The sequence below is a fragment of the Afipia clevelandensis ATCC 49720 genome (assembly GCF_000336555.1).
GTDB lineage: Bacteria > Pseudomonadota > Alphaproteobacteria > Rhizobiales > Xanthobacteraceae > Afipia > Afipia clevelandensis.
On record NZ_KB375281.1, the window covers coordinates 583,200 to 596,372 of the forward strand.

Annotated in this window: 10 protein-coding genes; 5 read left to right on the top strand and 5 right to left on the bottom strand. The window is 61.0% G+C overall.

The window, feature by feature from the left end; all coding sequences use genetic code 11:
• Positions 1-171 precede the first annotated feature (171 nt).
• Positions 172-828: a 3-oxo-tetronate 4-phosphate decarboxylase gene (otnC, locus tag HMPREF9696_RS02590; RefSeq protein ID WP_002711387.1), complete on the bottom strand. Its 657-nt coding sequence runs from the start codon at positions 826-828 to the stop codon at positions 172-174.
• Positions 829-963: 135 nt separating this feature from the next.
• Here otnC and ltnD point away from each other — a divergent pair, with 135 nt between their 5' ends.
• From ltnD to otnK, 3 genes are read left to right on the top strand one after another with little or no spacing between them, the layout of a single operon-like run.
• Positions 964-1,869: an L-threonate dehydrogenase gene (gene ltnD / locus HMPREF9696_RS02595; protein ID WP_002711388.1), complete on the top strand. Its 906-nt coding sequence runs from the start codon at positions 964-966 to the stop codon at positions 1,867-1,869.
• A 31-nt stretch (positions 1,870-1,900) separates the two neighbouring features.
• Positions 1,901-2,689, top strand: coding sequence for a 2-oxo-tetronate isomerase (otnI, locus tag HMPREF9696_RS02600; RefSeq protein WP_002711389.1), 789 nt, complete (start codon positions 1,901-1,903; stop codon positions 2,687-2,689).
• The gene (gene otnK, locus HMPREF9696_RS02605) at positions 2,686-3,960 is read left to right on the top strand and encodes a 3-oxo-tetronate kinase (protein ID WP_002711390.1); all 1,275 of its coding nucleotides are present in this window, start codon (positions 2,686-2,688) and stop codon (positions 3,958-3,960) included. The genes otnI and otnK overlap by 4 nt, the downstream gene beginning before the upstream one ends.
• A 3-nt stretch (positions 3,961-3,963) precedes the next feature.
• Here otnK and cynS read toward each other — a convergent pair whose 3' ends face one another.
• The 4 genes from cynS to HMPREF9696_RS02625 are packed head-to-tail and all read right to left on the bottom strand — an operon-like array spanning position 3,964 to position 7,613.
• Positions 3,964-4,446, bottom strand: a complete 483-nt coding sequence (cynS, locus tag HMPREF9696_RS02610) for a cyanase (protein WP_002711391.1) — start codon at positions 4,444-4,446, stop codon at positions 3,964-3,966.
• 24 nt (positions 4,447-4,470) lie between these two features.
• The gene (locus HMPREF9696_RS02615; protein ID WP_002711392.1) at positions 4,471-5,385 is read right to left on the bottom strand and encodes an ABC transporter ATP-binding protein; all 915 of its coding nucleotides are present in this window, start codon (positions 5,383-5,385) and stop codon (positions 4,471-4,473) included.
• Between the two features lie 4 nt (positions 5,386-5,389).
• Entirely contained in the window at positions 5,390-6,229 is an 840-nt protein-coding gene (ntrB, locus tag HMPREF9696_RS02620) for a nitrate ABC transporter permease (protein WP_002711393.1), read from the bottom strand.
• A 1-nt stretch (position 6,230) separates the two neighbouring features.
• The gene (locus HMPREF9696_RS02625) at positions 6,231-7,613 is read right to left on the bottom strand and encodes a CmpA/NrtA family ABC transporter substrate-binding protein (protein WP_002711394.1); all 1,383 of its coding nucleotides are present in this window, start codon (positions 7,611-7,613) and stop codon (positions 6,231-6,233) included.
• 165 nt (positions 7,614-7,778) lie between these two features.
• Between HMPREF9696_RS02625 and HMPREF9696_RS02630 the strand changes: the two genes are divergently transcribed.
• Both HMPREF9696_RS02630 and HMPREF9696_RS02635 read left to right on the top strand, forming a co-directional pair.
• Positions 7,779-9,707 (top strand): sigma 54-interacting transcriptional regulator, encoded by a 1,929-nt coding sequence (locus HMPREF9696_RS02630; protein WP_002711395.1) that lies wholly within the window; start codon positions 7,779-7,781, stop codon positions 9,705-9,707.
• An 83-nt stretch (positions 9,708-9,790) separates the two neighbouring features.
• Positions 9,791-13,123 (top strand): transglutaminase family protein, encoded by a 3,333-nt coding sequence (locus HMPREF9696_RS02635; protein WP_002711396.1) that lies wholly within the window; start codon positions 9,791-9,793, stop codon positions 13,121-13,123.
• Positions 13,124-13,173 lie beyond the last annotated feature (50 nt).

A 13,173-nucleotide genomic window follows, 5' to 3' on the forward strand; every position in this document is an offset into this window, starting at 1 on the left:
TAACCGAGCATTTCAGTAGCGCAAGGCAGTCCGCGCCAGAATTCGTTCTGGCGGCGCAACATCCCGCTACAGCATCGCGCGATTGTGTATTGTTACGGCAGTGTGATGCGGTGTGCTTCGCTGTGACGGATTACCGCAAGAGTTCCGCGTACGTTAGCGGGCAGTAGATATCTATGGCGCAGCAACCGGTTTCGCACTGCCGAAATTTGCTGCGAGATCGCTGACTTGCTCGGGCGTCAATGCGCGCGGACTCATGTTGCGTGTCATGAGATAGAGCTTTGCCGTCTCCTCAAGCTCTTCCATCGCAAAGACGGCGGCCTCCAGCGTGTCGCCGGCAACGACGGGACCGTGATTGGACAGCAGCACGCAGGAATACCGCCCGCCAAGCCCGCGGATGGCGGCTGCCACGGCGGCATCCCCGGGACGATAATAGGGCAGAAGCGCGGTCTCTCCACAGCGCATCACATAGTAGGGCGTCAGCGGCGGAAGCGCCGCCTTGGGGTCGATCTCCGGCAGCATGGAGACGGCAACGCAGTGGGCGCAATGAAGATGCACGACGGCGCGGGCGCCGGGCCTGGTCTCATAGAGCGCCGCATGCAGCGGGATTTCTTTTGTCGGCGCATCTCCCGACATGACCCGGCCAGATCCGTTCAGCCGCGACAGGCGGGCCGGATCGAGAAACCCTAGTGAGGCATTGGTCGGCGTGACCAGCCAGCCGCCGTCATCGAGACGGACACTGATGTTTCCCGACGATCCCGGCGTCAGGCCGCGTTCAAACAGGGAGCGGCCAAACTGGCAGATTTGATCGCGCAAACGTGTTTCAGTCATGGAGCCGCCTTTCAGACTTGTTTTCCCATGGTTTGCCACGCTGCTCAAATGCCATTTTGGACACGGGATGAGCCATGCTACCAAACCTCCAACCGCTCGGCGCGAACGCACGAGCAGACAACAAGATGAGGAAACATGTCATCACAGCCATGGCGGGTAGGGGTGGTCGGTCTCGGCTCGATGGGCCTTGGCATGGCGCTGTCATTGAGGCGTGCCGGATTTGATGTGATCGGCTGCGACGTCACTCCGGAAGCGGTCGCCCGTCTTGTCGCCGAAGGCGGCCGCGCTGCGTCCTCGCCCGCGGAAGCTGCCAACGGCGCCGATGCGGTGGTGAGCGTGGTGGTGAATGCGGCCCAGACCGAAACCGTCCTGTTCGGCGCTCAGGGCGTTGCGGAGACGTTGCCGGAAGGCGCGGTCTTTATATCCTCCGCCACGATGGACCCCGACGTGGCCCGGCGCCTGGCGAAACAGCTCGAAGCGACGGGCCGGCATTATCTCGACGCGCCGATCAGCGGCGGCGCCCAGCGGGCCGCCCAGGGCGAACTGACCATTCTGGCATCCGGCAGTCCGGTGGCTTTCGCCAAGGCGAAGCCTGCGCTCGACGCCATGTCGGCGAAACTCTATGAACTCGGGAACGAGCCCGGGCAGGGCGCGGCCTTCAAGATGATCAACCAGTTGCTCGCTGGGGTGCACATCGCCGCTGCCAGCGAGGCGATGGCCTTTGCGGCCAGACAAGGCCTCGACATCAGAAAGGTCTACGAGGTCATCACTGCTTCCGCCGGCAACTCTTGGATGTTCGAGAACCGCATGCCGCATGTGCTGGACGGCGACTACACCCCGCGCAGCGCGGTGGATATTTTTGTCAAGGATCTCGGGATCATTCAGGATATGGCGCGCACGGCGAAGTTCCCCGTGCCGGTGTCGGCGGCTGCGCTGCAGATGTTCCTCATGACATCCGCCGCCGGAATGGGCCGCGACGACGATGCCTCGGTGGCGCGGATGTACGCGCGCGTTACGGGTGTGAAACTGCCGGGCGAATAGCTTCATCACAATCAAGAAACGGAAATACCGGATGCCTCGCTTTGCCGCCAATCTCAGCATGATGTTCAACGAAGTGCCGTTCCTCGATCGTTTCGAGGCGGCGGCAAAGGCCGGATTCGAAGCGGTGGAATTTCTCTTTCCATACGAGCATTCGCCTGAGGACATTGAGAGCCGACTCCATGGCAACGGGTTGACGCAGGCGCTGTTCAATCTGTTCCCCGGCGACTGGAACAACGGCGAGCGTGGCTTCGCGGCGCTGCCGGAGCGTTTCGCCGATGTGCAGGCAAGCGTAAGTCAGGCATTGCCTTATGCAAAAGCGACGGGTGTCAAACGCCTTCATTTGATGGCCGGGATCGCTGATCGTCATGATCCAAAGGCTGTCGATGCATTCTGCCGCTCTGTCGTGTGGGTGGCTGAAGCGCTGGCGAAGGAAAACATCGACGTGATGCTGGAGCCGATCAATCCACGCGATGTGCCAGGTTATTTTCTCAACGATTTCGATTTTGCCGCGGGCGTTATCGGCGATCTCAAAATTCCCAATCTGAAACTGCAGTTCGATATCTATCACCGGCAGATCGTTCATGGCGACGTCACCATGGCGCTGCGGAAGATGATGCCCTTGATCGGACATATCCAGATCGCCAGTGTGCCGTTGCGTAACGAGCCATCAGGCGAGGAACTGAATTATCCCTTTCTGTTCGATGAACTGGATCGGCTTGGTTATGGCGGCTTTGTCGGCTGCGAGTATCGCCCGAAAGGCAACACGGTCGATGGCCTCGGCTGGTTCGCGCCTTACGCAGCCAAAGGTACGCGCGCATGACACTGGCGCTGGGCTGTATCGCGGACGATTACACGGGGGCGTCCGATCTCGCCAACATGCTGACGCGCTGCGGCCTGCGCACGGTGCAGACAATCGGCGTGCCCGCTGACTCTCTCCAAATTCCGGATGTTGACGCGGTCGTGATATCGCTGAAGAGCCGTTCCATCGAGGCTTCACAGGCAGTTGCGCGGTCGCGGGAGGCGGACAAGTGGCTGCGGGCGCGGGGCGCATCCCATGTGCTGTTCAAGATCTGTTCGACTTTCGATTCAACAGATGCCGGCAACATTGGTCCGGTGATGGATGCGCTGCGGGCTGACGCCGGCGATGCTATCGTTCTGGTGACGCCAGCGTTCCCCGGGACCGGGCGGACGGTCTATCAGGGCAATCTGTTCGTCGGGAATCTGCCGCTGAACGAAAGTCCGCTGAAGGATCATCCGCTCAATCCGATGCACGATGCCAATCTGGTTCGTGTGCTGGCGCGCCAGAGTCAATCCAGGGTTGGTCTGGTCGATCTCGCAACCGTTGCGAAGGGGGCGGATGCGATCCGCGCGCGCCTTGCAGAGCTTGCCAAGCATGGGGCAAACGCCGCCATTATCGACTCGGTGTTTGATCCGGAGCTTGAAACGATTGGCGAGGTTGCACTCGATCATCGTCTGTCTGTCGGCGCATCGGGAATGGGGCTTGGTCTGGCGCGAGGACTGGTTGCCTCGGGCCGGGTGACGGCGGCAACGGCGAGTTCAGACCGGAAGGCCATTGGCGGTCCGGTCGCCTGCCTTGCGGGAAGCTGCTCGCAGGCGACGCTCGCCCAGATCGCGCAAGCGGAAAAATCAATGCCTGTGCTGCGTCTCGATCCGGAAAAGATCGTCAAAGGCGAGGGCGAAACCGAGCGTGCGCTCGGCTGGGCACGCGATCATCTCGGCAAGGGACCGGTGCTGATCGCCAGCAGTTCGACGCCGGATCAGGTCTCCGCGCTTCAGGCCAAGCATGGCCGGGATGCAACTGGCCATGCCATCGAGCAGACCATGGCGGCGATCAGCGAAGGTCTCGTCGCTGCCGGTCTCCGCCGTCTGGTCGTCGCGGGCGGGGAAACATCGGGCGCCGTGGTTGATCGTCTCGGCATCCCGGCGTTTCTGGTCGGACCGGAAATCGCCGCTGGCGTTCCGGTCCTGCGTTGCGTTGGATGGAGCAAGGGCGACGCCGTGCTGGCGTTGAAATCCGGGAATTTCGGCGGCCCGGATTTCTTCAACGACGCCATCCGTCTGATGCCGTGAGGATCAGCCTTCCTTGAAGCCGTATTCGGGCACGTTGCCGCTCGCGCCGTAATACTTGTACGGCAGGAATTTGCCCGACATCGTGATCTTGACCCGATCACCTTTCGGGTTCGGCAAGCGCTCCATCACCATATCGAAGTCGATGGCCGACATGATGCCGTCGCCATATTCTTCCTCGATCAGCGCCTTCCACGCCGGACCGTTGACCATCACCAGTTCGTAGAACCGGTAGATCAACGGATCGGTCGGCGGCATTTCCATGCCGCGCATCGGCGTTTCGTTGAGCATGGCGATTTCAGATTTGGTGAGGCCAAAGAGTTCGCCGGCGTTGGCGGCTTGAGGTTTGGTCAGCTTCATCTGGCCGAGAACGGCGCCGACGATCAGGACCTCGGAATATCCGCCGATTTTCTCGCAGATGTATTTCCAGGTCCAGCCTTTCTCGCGCTTAATGTCGAGCAGCTTTTCGGTGAGGTCGGAACGCTTCATTTCAGGTCTCCAGTTTTGAAGGGCTTAGGCTGCGCTGGTCTGGCCGGGTTGCGGCTTGCCGGCGGGCGTGTTGGTGGTGACGATCGCCGGTTCGTTAAAACCGGGCCGGACGACAGGCACGTTGCGTCGATCGTGGTCCTTGTTGGTTTCCACGAAAGTTTTGCTGCGCGTCACGAGGAAGTCGATGATGTGATTGCGCAGGGCGTAGTAATGCGGGTGGCGATGCAGGTCGATGCGTCCGCGATCCTTCGGCAGCGGGTTTTCAAGAACTTCCGCCAGCACCGCGCCGGGGCCGTTTGTCATCAGGAATATCTTGTCGGCAAGATAGATGGCTTCATCCACATCATGGGTAATCATGAAGGCCGTCTGACCGGTCTCGAGACAAATGCGGCGGACCTCGTCCTGCAACGTGCCGCGTGTCAACGCATCGAGCGCCGAGAACGGCTCGTCCATCAGCATGATCTTCGGCGTGATTGACAGCGCGCGCGCGATGCCGACGCGCTGCTTCATGCCGCCGGACAGTTCCGAAGGGCGTTTGTGTTCGGAGCCGGTGAGACCGACGATGTCGATGAACTTTTGCGCATGGGCGCGGACCCGCGCCTTGTCCCATTTGCGCCATTTGGACGAGACCGCATAGGCGACATTCCCCATCACGGTGCGCCAGGGCAGCAGCGCATGGCTCTGGAAGATCACCGCGCGGTCGAGGCTGGTGCCTTCAATGGCCTGACCGTCGACAATCACCGTGCCTTCCGTCGGCTCATCGAGACCGGCAAGAATGTTCAGCACGGTCGTCTTGCCGCAGCCGGAGTGACCGATGACGCAGCCGAACTCGCCGCGCGGCATCGACAGCCACAAATCTTCAAAGATGGTCGTATCGCCGCCCGATGGAGCCGGATATCGCTTCGCGATGCCTTCGATGGAAATGAATTTTTCGATCATGGCATCACTCCGGGAAGGTAACCAGGCGCGTGAAGCGCGCAAGGATCTGATCGAACAGCATCCCGACGAGACCGATCACGAGGATCGCGATGATCACGTTCGTGATCGAGAGGTTGTTCCACTCGTTCCAGACGAAGTAACCGATGCCCGTTCCGCCGACGAGCATTTCGGCAGCGACGATGACGAGCCACGCGATCCCGATCGAGATGCGCATGCCGGTCAGGATGGTTGGCGCTGCCGCGGGCAGGATCACGGTAAATGCACGGCGGATCGACCCGACTTCGAGCGTCCGCGCAACATTGACCCACTCCTTGCGCACCGATGACACGCCGAACGCGGTGTTGATCAGCATGGGCCAGATTGCGCAAATGAAGATCACGAAGATGGCGGATGTATTGGAATCCTTGATCGTGTAGAGCGCCAGCGGCATCCAGGCGAGCGGGGAAATCGGCTTCAAAACCTGAATGAACGGATCAAACGCCTTGCTCAACAACGGCGACATGCCGATGAGGAACCCGAGGGGAATTGCGACGATCACGGCAAGAAAATAACCCAGCAGAACACGCGCGATCGAATAGCCGAGCTGGATGCCGAGACCTTTGTCGTTCGGGCCATTGTCGTAGAACGGGCTCTTGATGTGCTGCCAGAGCTTGGCGCCAACCTCGACCGGACCGGGCATGGCGGATTTGCCCTGGGTCGCGGTCGCGCCCATCAGCTTGGCATATTCGGGGTCCATCGCGGCTACATTCGAGGTGCTGCGCGTGGCAAGATGCCACGCGCCGATGAATGCGACGAAGATCGCGATCGACAGGACCGCCGCGCGAAGCCTCAAAGACGACGTCATGTCAGGACGCCTTGCTTATCTTGAAGCTCTTCAGGTAGTCCTCCGGCTTGGACGGATCGAAGGTCTTGCCCATCACGGAGAACGATTTGGTGGTCGCCGTCGGCGGCGTAAGGCCGACTTCCTTCATGAGTTTCGCCGTGTCGGTTGCCAGATAGACCTGGCTTGCGATGCCCGCATAGTCGACCTCACCCTTGATCTGTCCCCAGCGCTTCATCTGGGTCATGATCCAGACGGCGAAAGATTGCCAGGGGAACGGATCGAAATCGACGCGGTTCGGCTGCTTGACGATGTTGCCAAGGCCGTCGGCGAAGGTGCCCGTGAGAATTTGCTCCAGTACGATCGCGGGTTGGTTGAGATAGTTCGCAGGCGAGATCGCTTCCGCAATCTGCTTGCGGTTCTCGGCCTTGTGCGCGAACGCGGTCGCATCGATGATCGATTTCAGCAATGCCGCATACGTGTTCGGCATGGTGGTGACGAATTCCTTCGATGCTGCGAAGGCGCAGCAGGGATGTCCATCCCAGATGTCCTTGGTGAGGATGTGAATGAAGCCGACGCCGTCATAAACAGCGCGCTGGTTCATCGGATCGGGGCCGAGATATCCGTCGATATTGTCGGCGCGTAGGTTGGCGACCATTTCCGGCGGCGGAACGGCGCGGATCTGAACATCGGTGTCGGGATCGAGGCCGTGTTCGGCGAGATAGTAGCGCAGCAGGTAGTTGTGCATCGAGTAATCGAACGGGACCGCGAACTTGAATCCCTTCCAGTCCTTCGGATTGCGCTTGTCCTTGTGCTTCATGGCAAGGGTGATGGCCTGCCCGTTGATATTTTCGACGGCAGGCATGGTGTAGGGGATCGGGTTCGATCCTGCGCCCATCGAGATGGCGATGGGCATCGGCGACAGCATGTGCGCCGCGTCGTATTCCTTGTTGATGGTCTTGTCGCGTACGACCGCCCAGCCCGCGGTCTTGATCACGTCGACGTTGAGACCCTGCTTTTCATAGAAGCCCATCGGCTTGGCCATGATGATCGGCGTGGCGCAGGTGATCGGAATGAAACCGACCTTGAGGTCTTTTTTCTCGAGAGGACCGCCGGCGGCGAAGGCTTCGGTCGCCGTTTTCAGCGGGAAGAATTGTGAGACGGCGGCGAGCGCGGTCGCCGCACCGACGGATTTCAGGAACGCGCGCCGCGCGACATCCTGCGGAAACATCGCGCGCATCACGGCGGAAGCGACAACGCCCTCATAGTGTTGCTCATCGCTCTGCGAGCTGACGGTCTGGAGACGAAGTGAGGCGTCGTGTTCGGCGTCGCTCGCATGCTGGCCGCAGGAGCAGCCGAAGGAGGAGAGGCGGCGGTTCGGGTCGAATGCATTGTCGAAGGTGGACATGGGAGCCTCCAGCGTGATGTTTCCAATCACTACGCAAGGGGCGTGCCATCGCGATTTTGCGAGATTTATCAATGCTGCCGCTCAACAGCGGTAACATTGGCTGTTACGAAAATTCGTGATATACGATTATTCGTAGCTACATTACGGTATTTCGTAGAGGCCTTCATGGACGCGCCATTATCCGTCTCAGCAGGAAAAGACGCCGACTTGTGGAGCACCGCGTTCGATTTCTCCGCCGAGCCCCTGCTGCTTCTGGACCCTCACGGCGACCGCATCGTGGACGTCAATCTGGCGGCCTGCACGCTGCTTGGATACGACCGCGCACTATTGCGACAGATGAAGATCACGGCGCTGCACACGGGGCAGGTGCCGGCGCTGATCGTGTTCACGCAGGCCGTGTTCGACAAGGGCTCATTCTGGACGACATCGCTGACGCCTCGCCACGCGGCGGGAAATGAACTGCGGCTGGAATATACCGGCTCGCTGATTCCCCGAGATAGTACACCGCTGGTTCTGCTGGCGATGAACGATCTCGAGCAGCGGCGGCGCCGGATGGTCGACGCGACGGCGGAAGACCACATGCGCGGCGGCATCGCCGCCTGGCAGCGCATGGAGCGCGTCTTCCGCGATATCGAGCGCGAGAACCAGTTGATCCTGCGCGCCGCGGGCGAGGGGATCTATGGCGTCAACGCCGAAGGCAAGACCACCTTCGTCAATCCCGTTGCGGAGCGCATTCTCGGCTGGTCAGCCGAAGAGCTTGTCGGCACCGACATTCATTCGAAAGTGCATCACACCCACCCGGACGGGCGGCACTATCCGCACACGGATTGTCCGATCTATGCCGCGTTTCGCGACGGCGCGGTGCATCAGGTCGATGACGAGGTGTTCTGGCGCAAGGACGGCACGCCCGTGTGGGTCGAATACACCTCGACGCCGATTCGCGACCGCGGCGTAGTGGTCGGGGCGGTGATCGTGTTCCGCGATGTCAGCCAGCGCCGCGAGGCGGACGAGAAGTTGCGCGCCGCGCTATCTGAAGTGGACCAACTGCGCGAACGTCTCGAGCAGGAAAACGCCTATTTGCAAGAGGAAATCCGCACCGAGACCAATCCGCGCGGCATCATCGGACGCACGGCAGCGGTGCAGAAAACCCTGCGTCAGGTCAGTCTTGTCGCGCCGACAGATGCAACCGTGCTGATCACCGGTGAGTCCGGCACCGGCAAGGAACTGATCGCGCGCGCCATCCATGAGGCGAGCCAGCGCCGCGACCGTCCGCTGATCCGGGTCAATTGCGCGGCCATTCCGCGTGAATTGTTCGAGAGCGAATTCTTCGGCCATGTCAAAGGCGCGTTCACCGGCGCGCTGCGCGACCGTATCGGCAGGTTTGAACTCGCCGACGGCGGCACTCTTTTTCTGGATGAAGTCGGAGAAATACCGCTTGAGCTTCAAGGCAAACTTCTGCGCGTGCTGCAGGAAGGGCATTTCGAGCGTGTCGGCGAGGAGCGCACCCGCGCCGTCAATGTTCGCGTCATCGCCGCCACCAACCGCGAACTGAAACAGGAGGTGAAGGAGGGGCGTTTCCGCGAAGACCTTTACTTCCGGCTCAATGTGTTTCCGGTCGAGACCATGCCGCTGCGGGACAGGCGCGAGGACATCCCGCTGCTCGCGCAGCATTTCCTCGCCAGTGAAAACAAGTCGTTCAAATCGAACTTGCGGCTATCGGAAGGCGATGTGCGCCGTTTGATGCAATATGACTGGCCGGGGAATGTGCGCGAACTTCACAACGTGATCGAACGCGCAGCGATTCTGGCTCAGAACGGGCGGCTGCGGATTGACTTGCCGATTCAACCGGGTGGGGCGGAGATCTCCGTTCCGGCGCGGCGTCCGAAGAACGGCGCTCCCCAGGCAATCCTGACCGATGAGGAGATGCGCGAGCATGAGCGCAGCAACATCCGCGCGGCATTGAAGGCGGCTGGCGGCAAGGTTTTCGGGATAGGTGGGGCGGCGGAACTGCTTGGGGTTAAACCGACCACGCTGGCATCCCGGATCAAATCGCTTGGAATTTCGGCACGAAACCTCGATTCGCCAATGCGTTAGGCAGCCGATGCCCGTTGTTCGCACTTGATACAGGCTGGCGCAGGTGTTCTGCTTAAAAAAGAAGCCATCGAGGTTGCCGCGCCGTGTCCATTGCCGTCGCCCTGCATCACGTCACTCATTATAAATACGACCAGCCAGTCAGCCTTGGGCCGCAGGTCATCCGGCTCCGCCCGGCGCCGCACTCCCGCACCCGCGTGTCGAGCTATTCGCTGAAGGTTCTGCCCGAGACACACTTCGTCAACTGGCAGCAGGATCCGCAGGGCAACTGGCTTGCGCGGTTCGTCTTTCCGGAACAAACCCGCGAGTTCAAGATCGAGGTCGACTTCATCGCCGACATGGCGGTGGTGAATCCGTTCGACTTCTTTGTCGAGCCTTACGCGGAGAGCTTTCCGTTTCAGTATCCGCCGGACATCGCCGATGAACTCGCGCCATACTTGAAAACCGAGCCCGTGACGCCGTTGCTTGCGCAATATCTCGCAAGCATCCCGCGCGAACCAACCAACACCGTCAATTTTCTCGTCGAACTGAACGCGCAGCTCCGCAACCGGATCAACTATGTGATCCGGATGGAGCCGGGCATTCAGACGCCCGAGGAAACGTTGCAACTGAACGCAGGGTCGTGCCGCGATTCTGCATGGCTTTTGATTCAGGCCCTGCGTCACCTTGGATTGGCGGCGCGTTTTGTCTCCGGCTATCTCATCCAGCTACGTCCGGACATTGATCCGCTCGAAGGGCCGCGCGAGGTCGAGGCCGACTTCACCGATCTGCATGCATGGGCCGAGGTCTATCTGCCCGGTGCGGGCTGGATCGGCTTTGACGTGACATCGGGCATGTTGACCGGCGAGGGTCACATTCCGGTCGCTGCGTCCCCGCATTATCGCACGGCTGCGCCGATCAGCGGCAATGTCAGTTCGGCCAACGTCGAATTCGGCTTCGAGATGAAGGTGACGCGCGTCAACGAAGCGCCGCGCATCACCAAACCGTTCTCCGATGAGTCGTGGAAGCGTCTCGATGCTCTGGGCGAAAGGGTCGATGCCGATCTGGCGGCCGATGATGTTCGCCTGACCATGGGCGGCGAGCCGACCTTCGTCTCCATGGACGATCTTGAATCGCCGGAATGGAATACGGCAGCCGTCGGCCCGGCCAAGCGCGGGATTGCCGATGATCTCATTCGCCGTTTGCGGACGCGCTTCGCGCCGGGCGGCTTGCTGCATTACGGGCAGGGCAAGTGGTATCCGGGCGAGAGCCTGCCGCGCTGGGCGTTCGGACTTTACTGGCGCAAGGATGGCGTGCCGGTCTGGCGCAATCCAGATCTGATCGCGCCGATGGACGGTCCGCGCTCGGCAAAGATCGAAGAGGCGGAAAAATTTGCGGTCCATGTAGCCGAAAAACTCGGCGTCGATACCGCCAATGTGTTGCCTGCCTATGAGGATCAGGCGCACTGGCTGCTCAAGGAGAACAGCCTTCCGGGCAATGTCGATCCCAGCGATTCAAAACTGGCCGATCCGGAAGAGCGCTCACGCATGGCACAGGTGTTCCAGCAGGGGCTGAACGTCCCGCGCGGGTTCGTGCTTCCGGTCCAACGCTGGAACGCGAAGGCGGCAAGCCGATGGCGTAGCGAGAAGTGGAATCTGCGGCGCGGAAATCTGTTCCTGATGCCCGGCGACTCGCCGCTCGGATTGCGGCTGCCGATGAATTCGTTGCAGTGGATTCCGCCTGAAGATTATCCCTACATTGTCGAACAGGACCCGACCGAGGAGCGTGCGCCGCTCCCGGATTTCCGCAACGATGTCACGCCTGCCGCCCCGGTGTCGCAGGCGCCGGTATTTGACAGCGGCGCGCAGATGGACGCCGGGCCACGGCAGTTTATTCAGGAGCAGCACGCAGGTGGCCGAGGCGGCGGTGTCCGCACCGCGCTGTCGATTGAAATTCGCGACGGCATCCTGTGCGCCTTCATGCCGCCAGTTGAGAAGCTGGACGACTATCTCGAATTGATCGCCGTGGTCGAAGCAACCGCGGAGGACATGAAGCTTCAGGTGCATGTCGAAGGCTACGCGCCGCCTTACGATCCGCGCATCGAAGTCATCAAGGTGACGCCCGATCCCGGCGTGATCGAGATCAACATTCATCCGGCGAAAAACTGGCGAGAGATCGTCGATACGACCATCGGCCTCTACAAGGAAGCGGCGCATGTCCGCCTTGGCGCGAACCGCTTTCTGATCGACGGCCGCCACACCGGAACCGGCGGCGGCAACCATGTGGTGGTCGGTGGCAGCACGCCGGCGGATTCACCCTTCCTGCGCCGGCCCGATCTGCTGAAAAGTGTGGTGCTGTACTGGCAGCGGCATCCATCGCTATCGTACCTGTTCTCCGGTATGTTCATAGGGCCGACCAGCCAGGCGCCGCGTATCGACGAAGCGCGCCATGATGCGCTTTACGAGCTTGAAATCGCCATCGCGCAAATTCCGCCGAGGGGTGAGAAAGTGCCGCTATGGCTGGTTGATCGCACGTTCCGTCATCTCTTGGTAGATATCACCGGCAACACGCACCGCGCAGAAATCTGCATCGACAAGCTCTATTCGCCGGACAGTCCGACAGGCCGCCTTGGCCTCGTTGAATTCCGCGCGCTCGAAATGCCGCCTGATGCGCGCATGAGCCTTGCACAGCAGCTCATCATCCGCGCGCTGATCGCCAAATTCTGGCGTGAGCCGCAGGATGGGCAGTTCGTACGCTGGGGCACCACGCTGCATGACCGGTTCATGCTGCCGCATTTCCTCTGGCAGGATTTTCGGGATGTGCTCTCCGGCCTGAAAGCGGTGGGCTATGATTTCGAGCCCGAATGGTTCGAGGCGCAGCTCGAATTTCGCTTTCCGCTGTTCGGCCGCGTCGAGCATGGCGGCGTGACGCTGGAATTACGTCAGGCACTCGAGCCCTGGCATGTGCTTGGTGAGGAAAGCTCGGCCGGGGGCACGGTGCGCTATGTGGACTCGTCCGTCGAGCGCCTGCAGGTCAAGGTCAACGGGTTTGTGCCGGGCCGCCATGTCGTCACCTGTAACGGACGCCGTTTGCCGCTGACGGAGACTGGCCGTTCTGGCGAGGCCGTGGCTGGCGTCCGGTTCAAGGCGTGGCAACCGTCATCGGGTCTGCATCCGACCATTCCGGTTCACGCTCCGCTGACCTTCGATATTGTTGACATGTGGAACGGACGTTCGCTTGGCGGCTGTGTCTATCATGTGGCCCATCCCGGGGGGCGCAGCTACGAGACCAAGCCTGTCAACAGCTACGAAGCAGAAGCGAGGCGGTTGGCCCGTTTTCAGGACCATGGCCACACACCCGGCCCAATATCCGCTCCTCCCGAGGAAAGAACCCTCGAATTTCCGCTGACTCTGGACCTGCGGACACCGCTCCCGCATTGAGGCGGCCGCCATAATCGGCGAGATTGTCGCGATCAGCAGAAGGCGAGTCG

Bases quoted from the DNA above. Each gene is read 5' to 3' on its own strand.
- otnC (WP_002711387.1), bottom strand. From the start codon at position 828: ATGACTGAAACACGTTTGCGCGATCAAATCTGCCAGTTTGGCCGCTCC.
- ltnD (WP_002711388.1), top strand. From the start codon at position 964: ATGTCATCACAGCCATGGCGGGTAGGGGTGGTCGGTCTCGGCTCGATG.
- otnI (WP_002711389.1), top strand. From the start codon at position 1,901: ATGCCTCGCTTTGCCGCCAATCTCAGCATGATGTTCAACGAAGTGCCG.
- otnK (WP_002711390.1), top strand. From the start codon at position 2,686: ATGACACTGGCGCTGGGCTGTATCGCGGACGATTACACGGGGGCGTCC.
- cynS (WP_002711391.1), bottom strand. From the start codon at position 4,446: ATGAAGCGTTCCGACCTCACCGAAAAGCTGCTCGACATTAAGCGCGAG.
- HMPREF9696_RS02615 (WP_002711392.1), bottom strand. From the start codon at position 5,385: ATGATCGAAAAATTCATTTCCATCGAAGGCATCGCGAAGCGATATCCG.
- ntrB (WP_002711393.1), bottom strand. From the start codon at position 6,229: ATGACGTCGTCTTTGAGGCTTCGCGCGGCGGTCCTGTCGATCGCGATC.
- HMPREF9696_RS02625 (WP_002711394.1), bottom strand. From the start codon at position 7,613: ATGTCCACCTTCGACAATGCATTCGACCCGAACCGCCGCCTCTCCTCC.
- HMPREF9696_RS02630 (WP_002711395.1), top strand. From the start codon at position 7,779: ATGGACGCGCCATTATCCGTCTCAGCAGGAAAAGACGCCGACTTGTGG.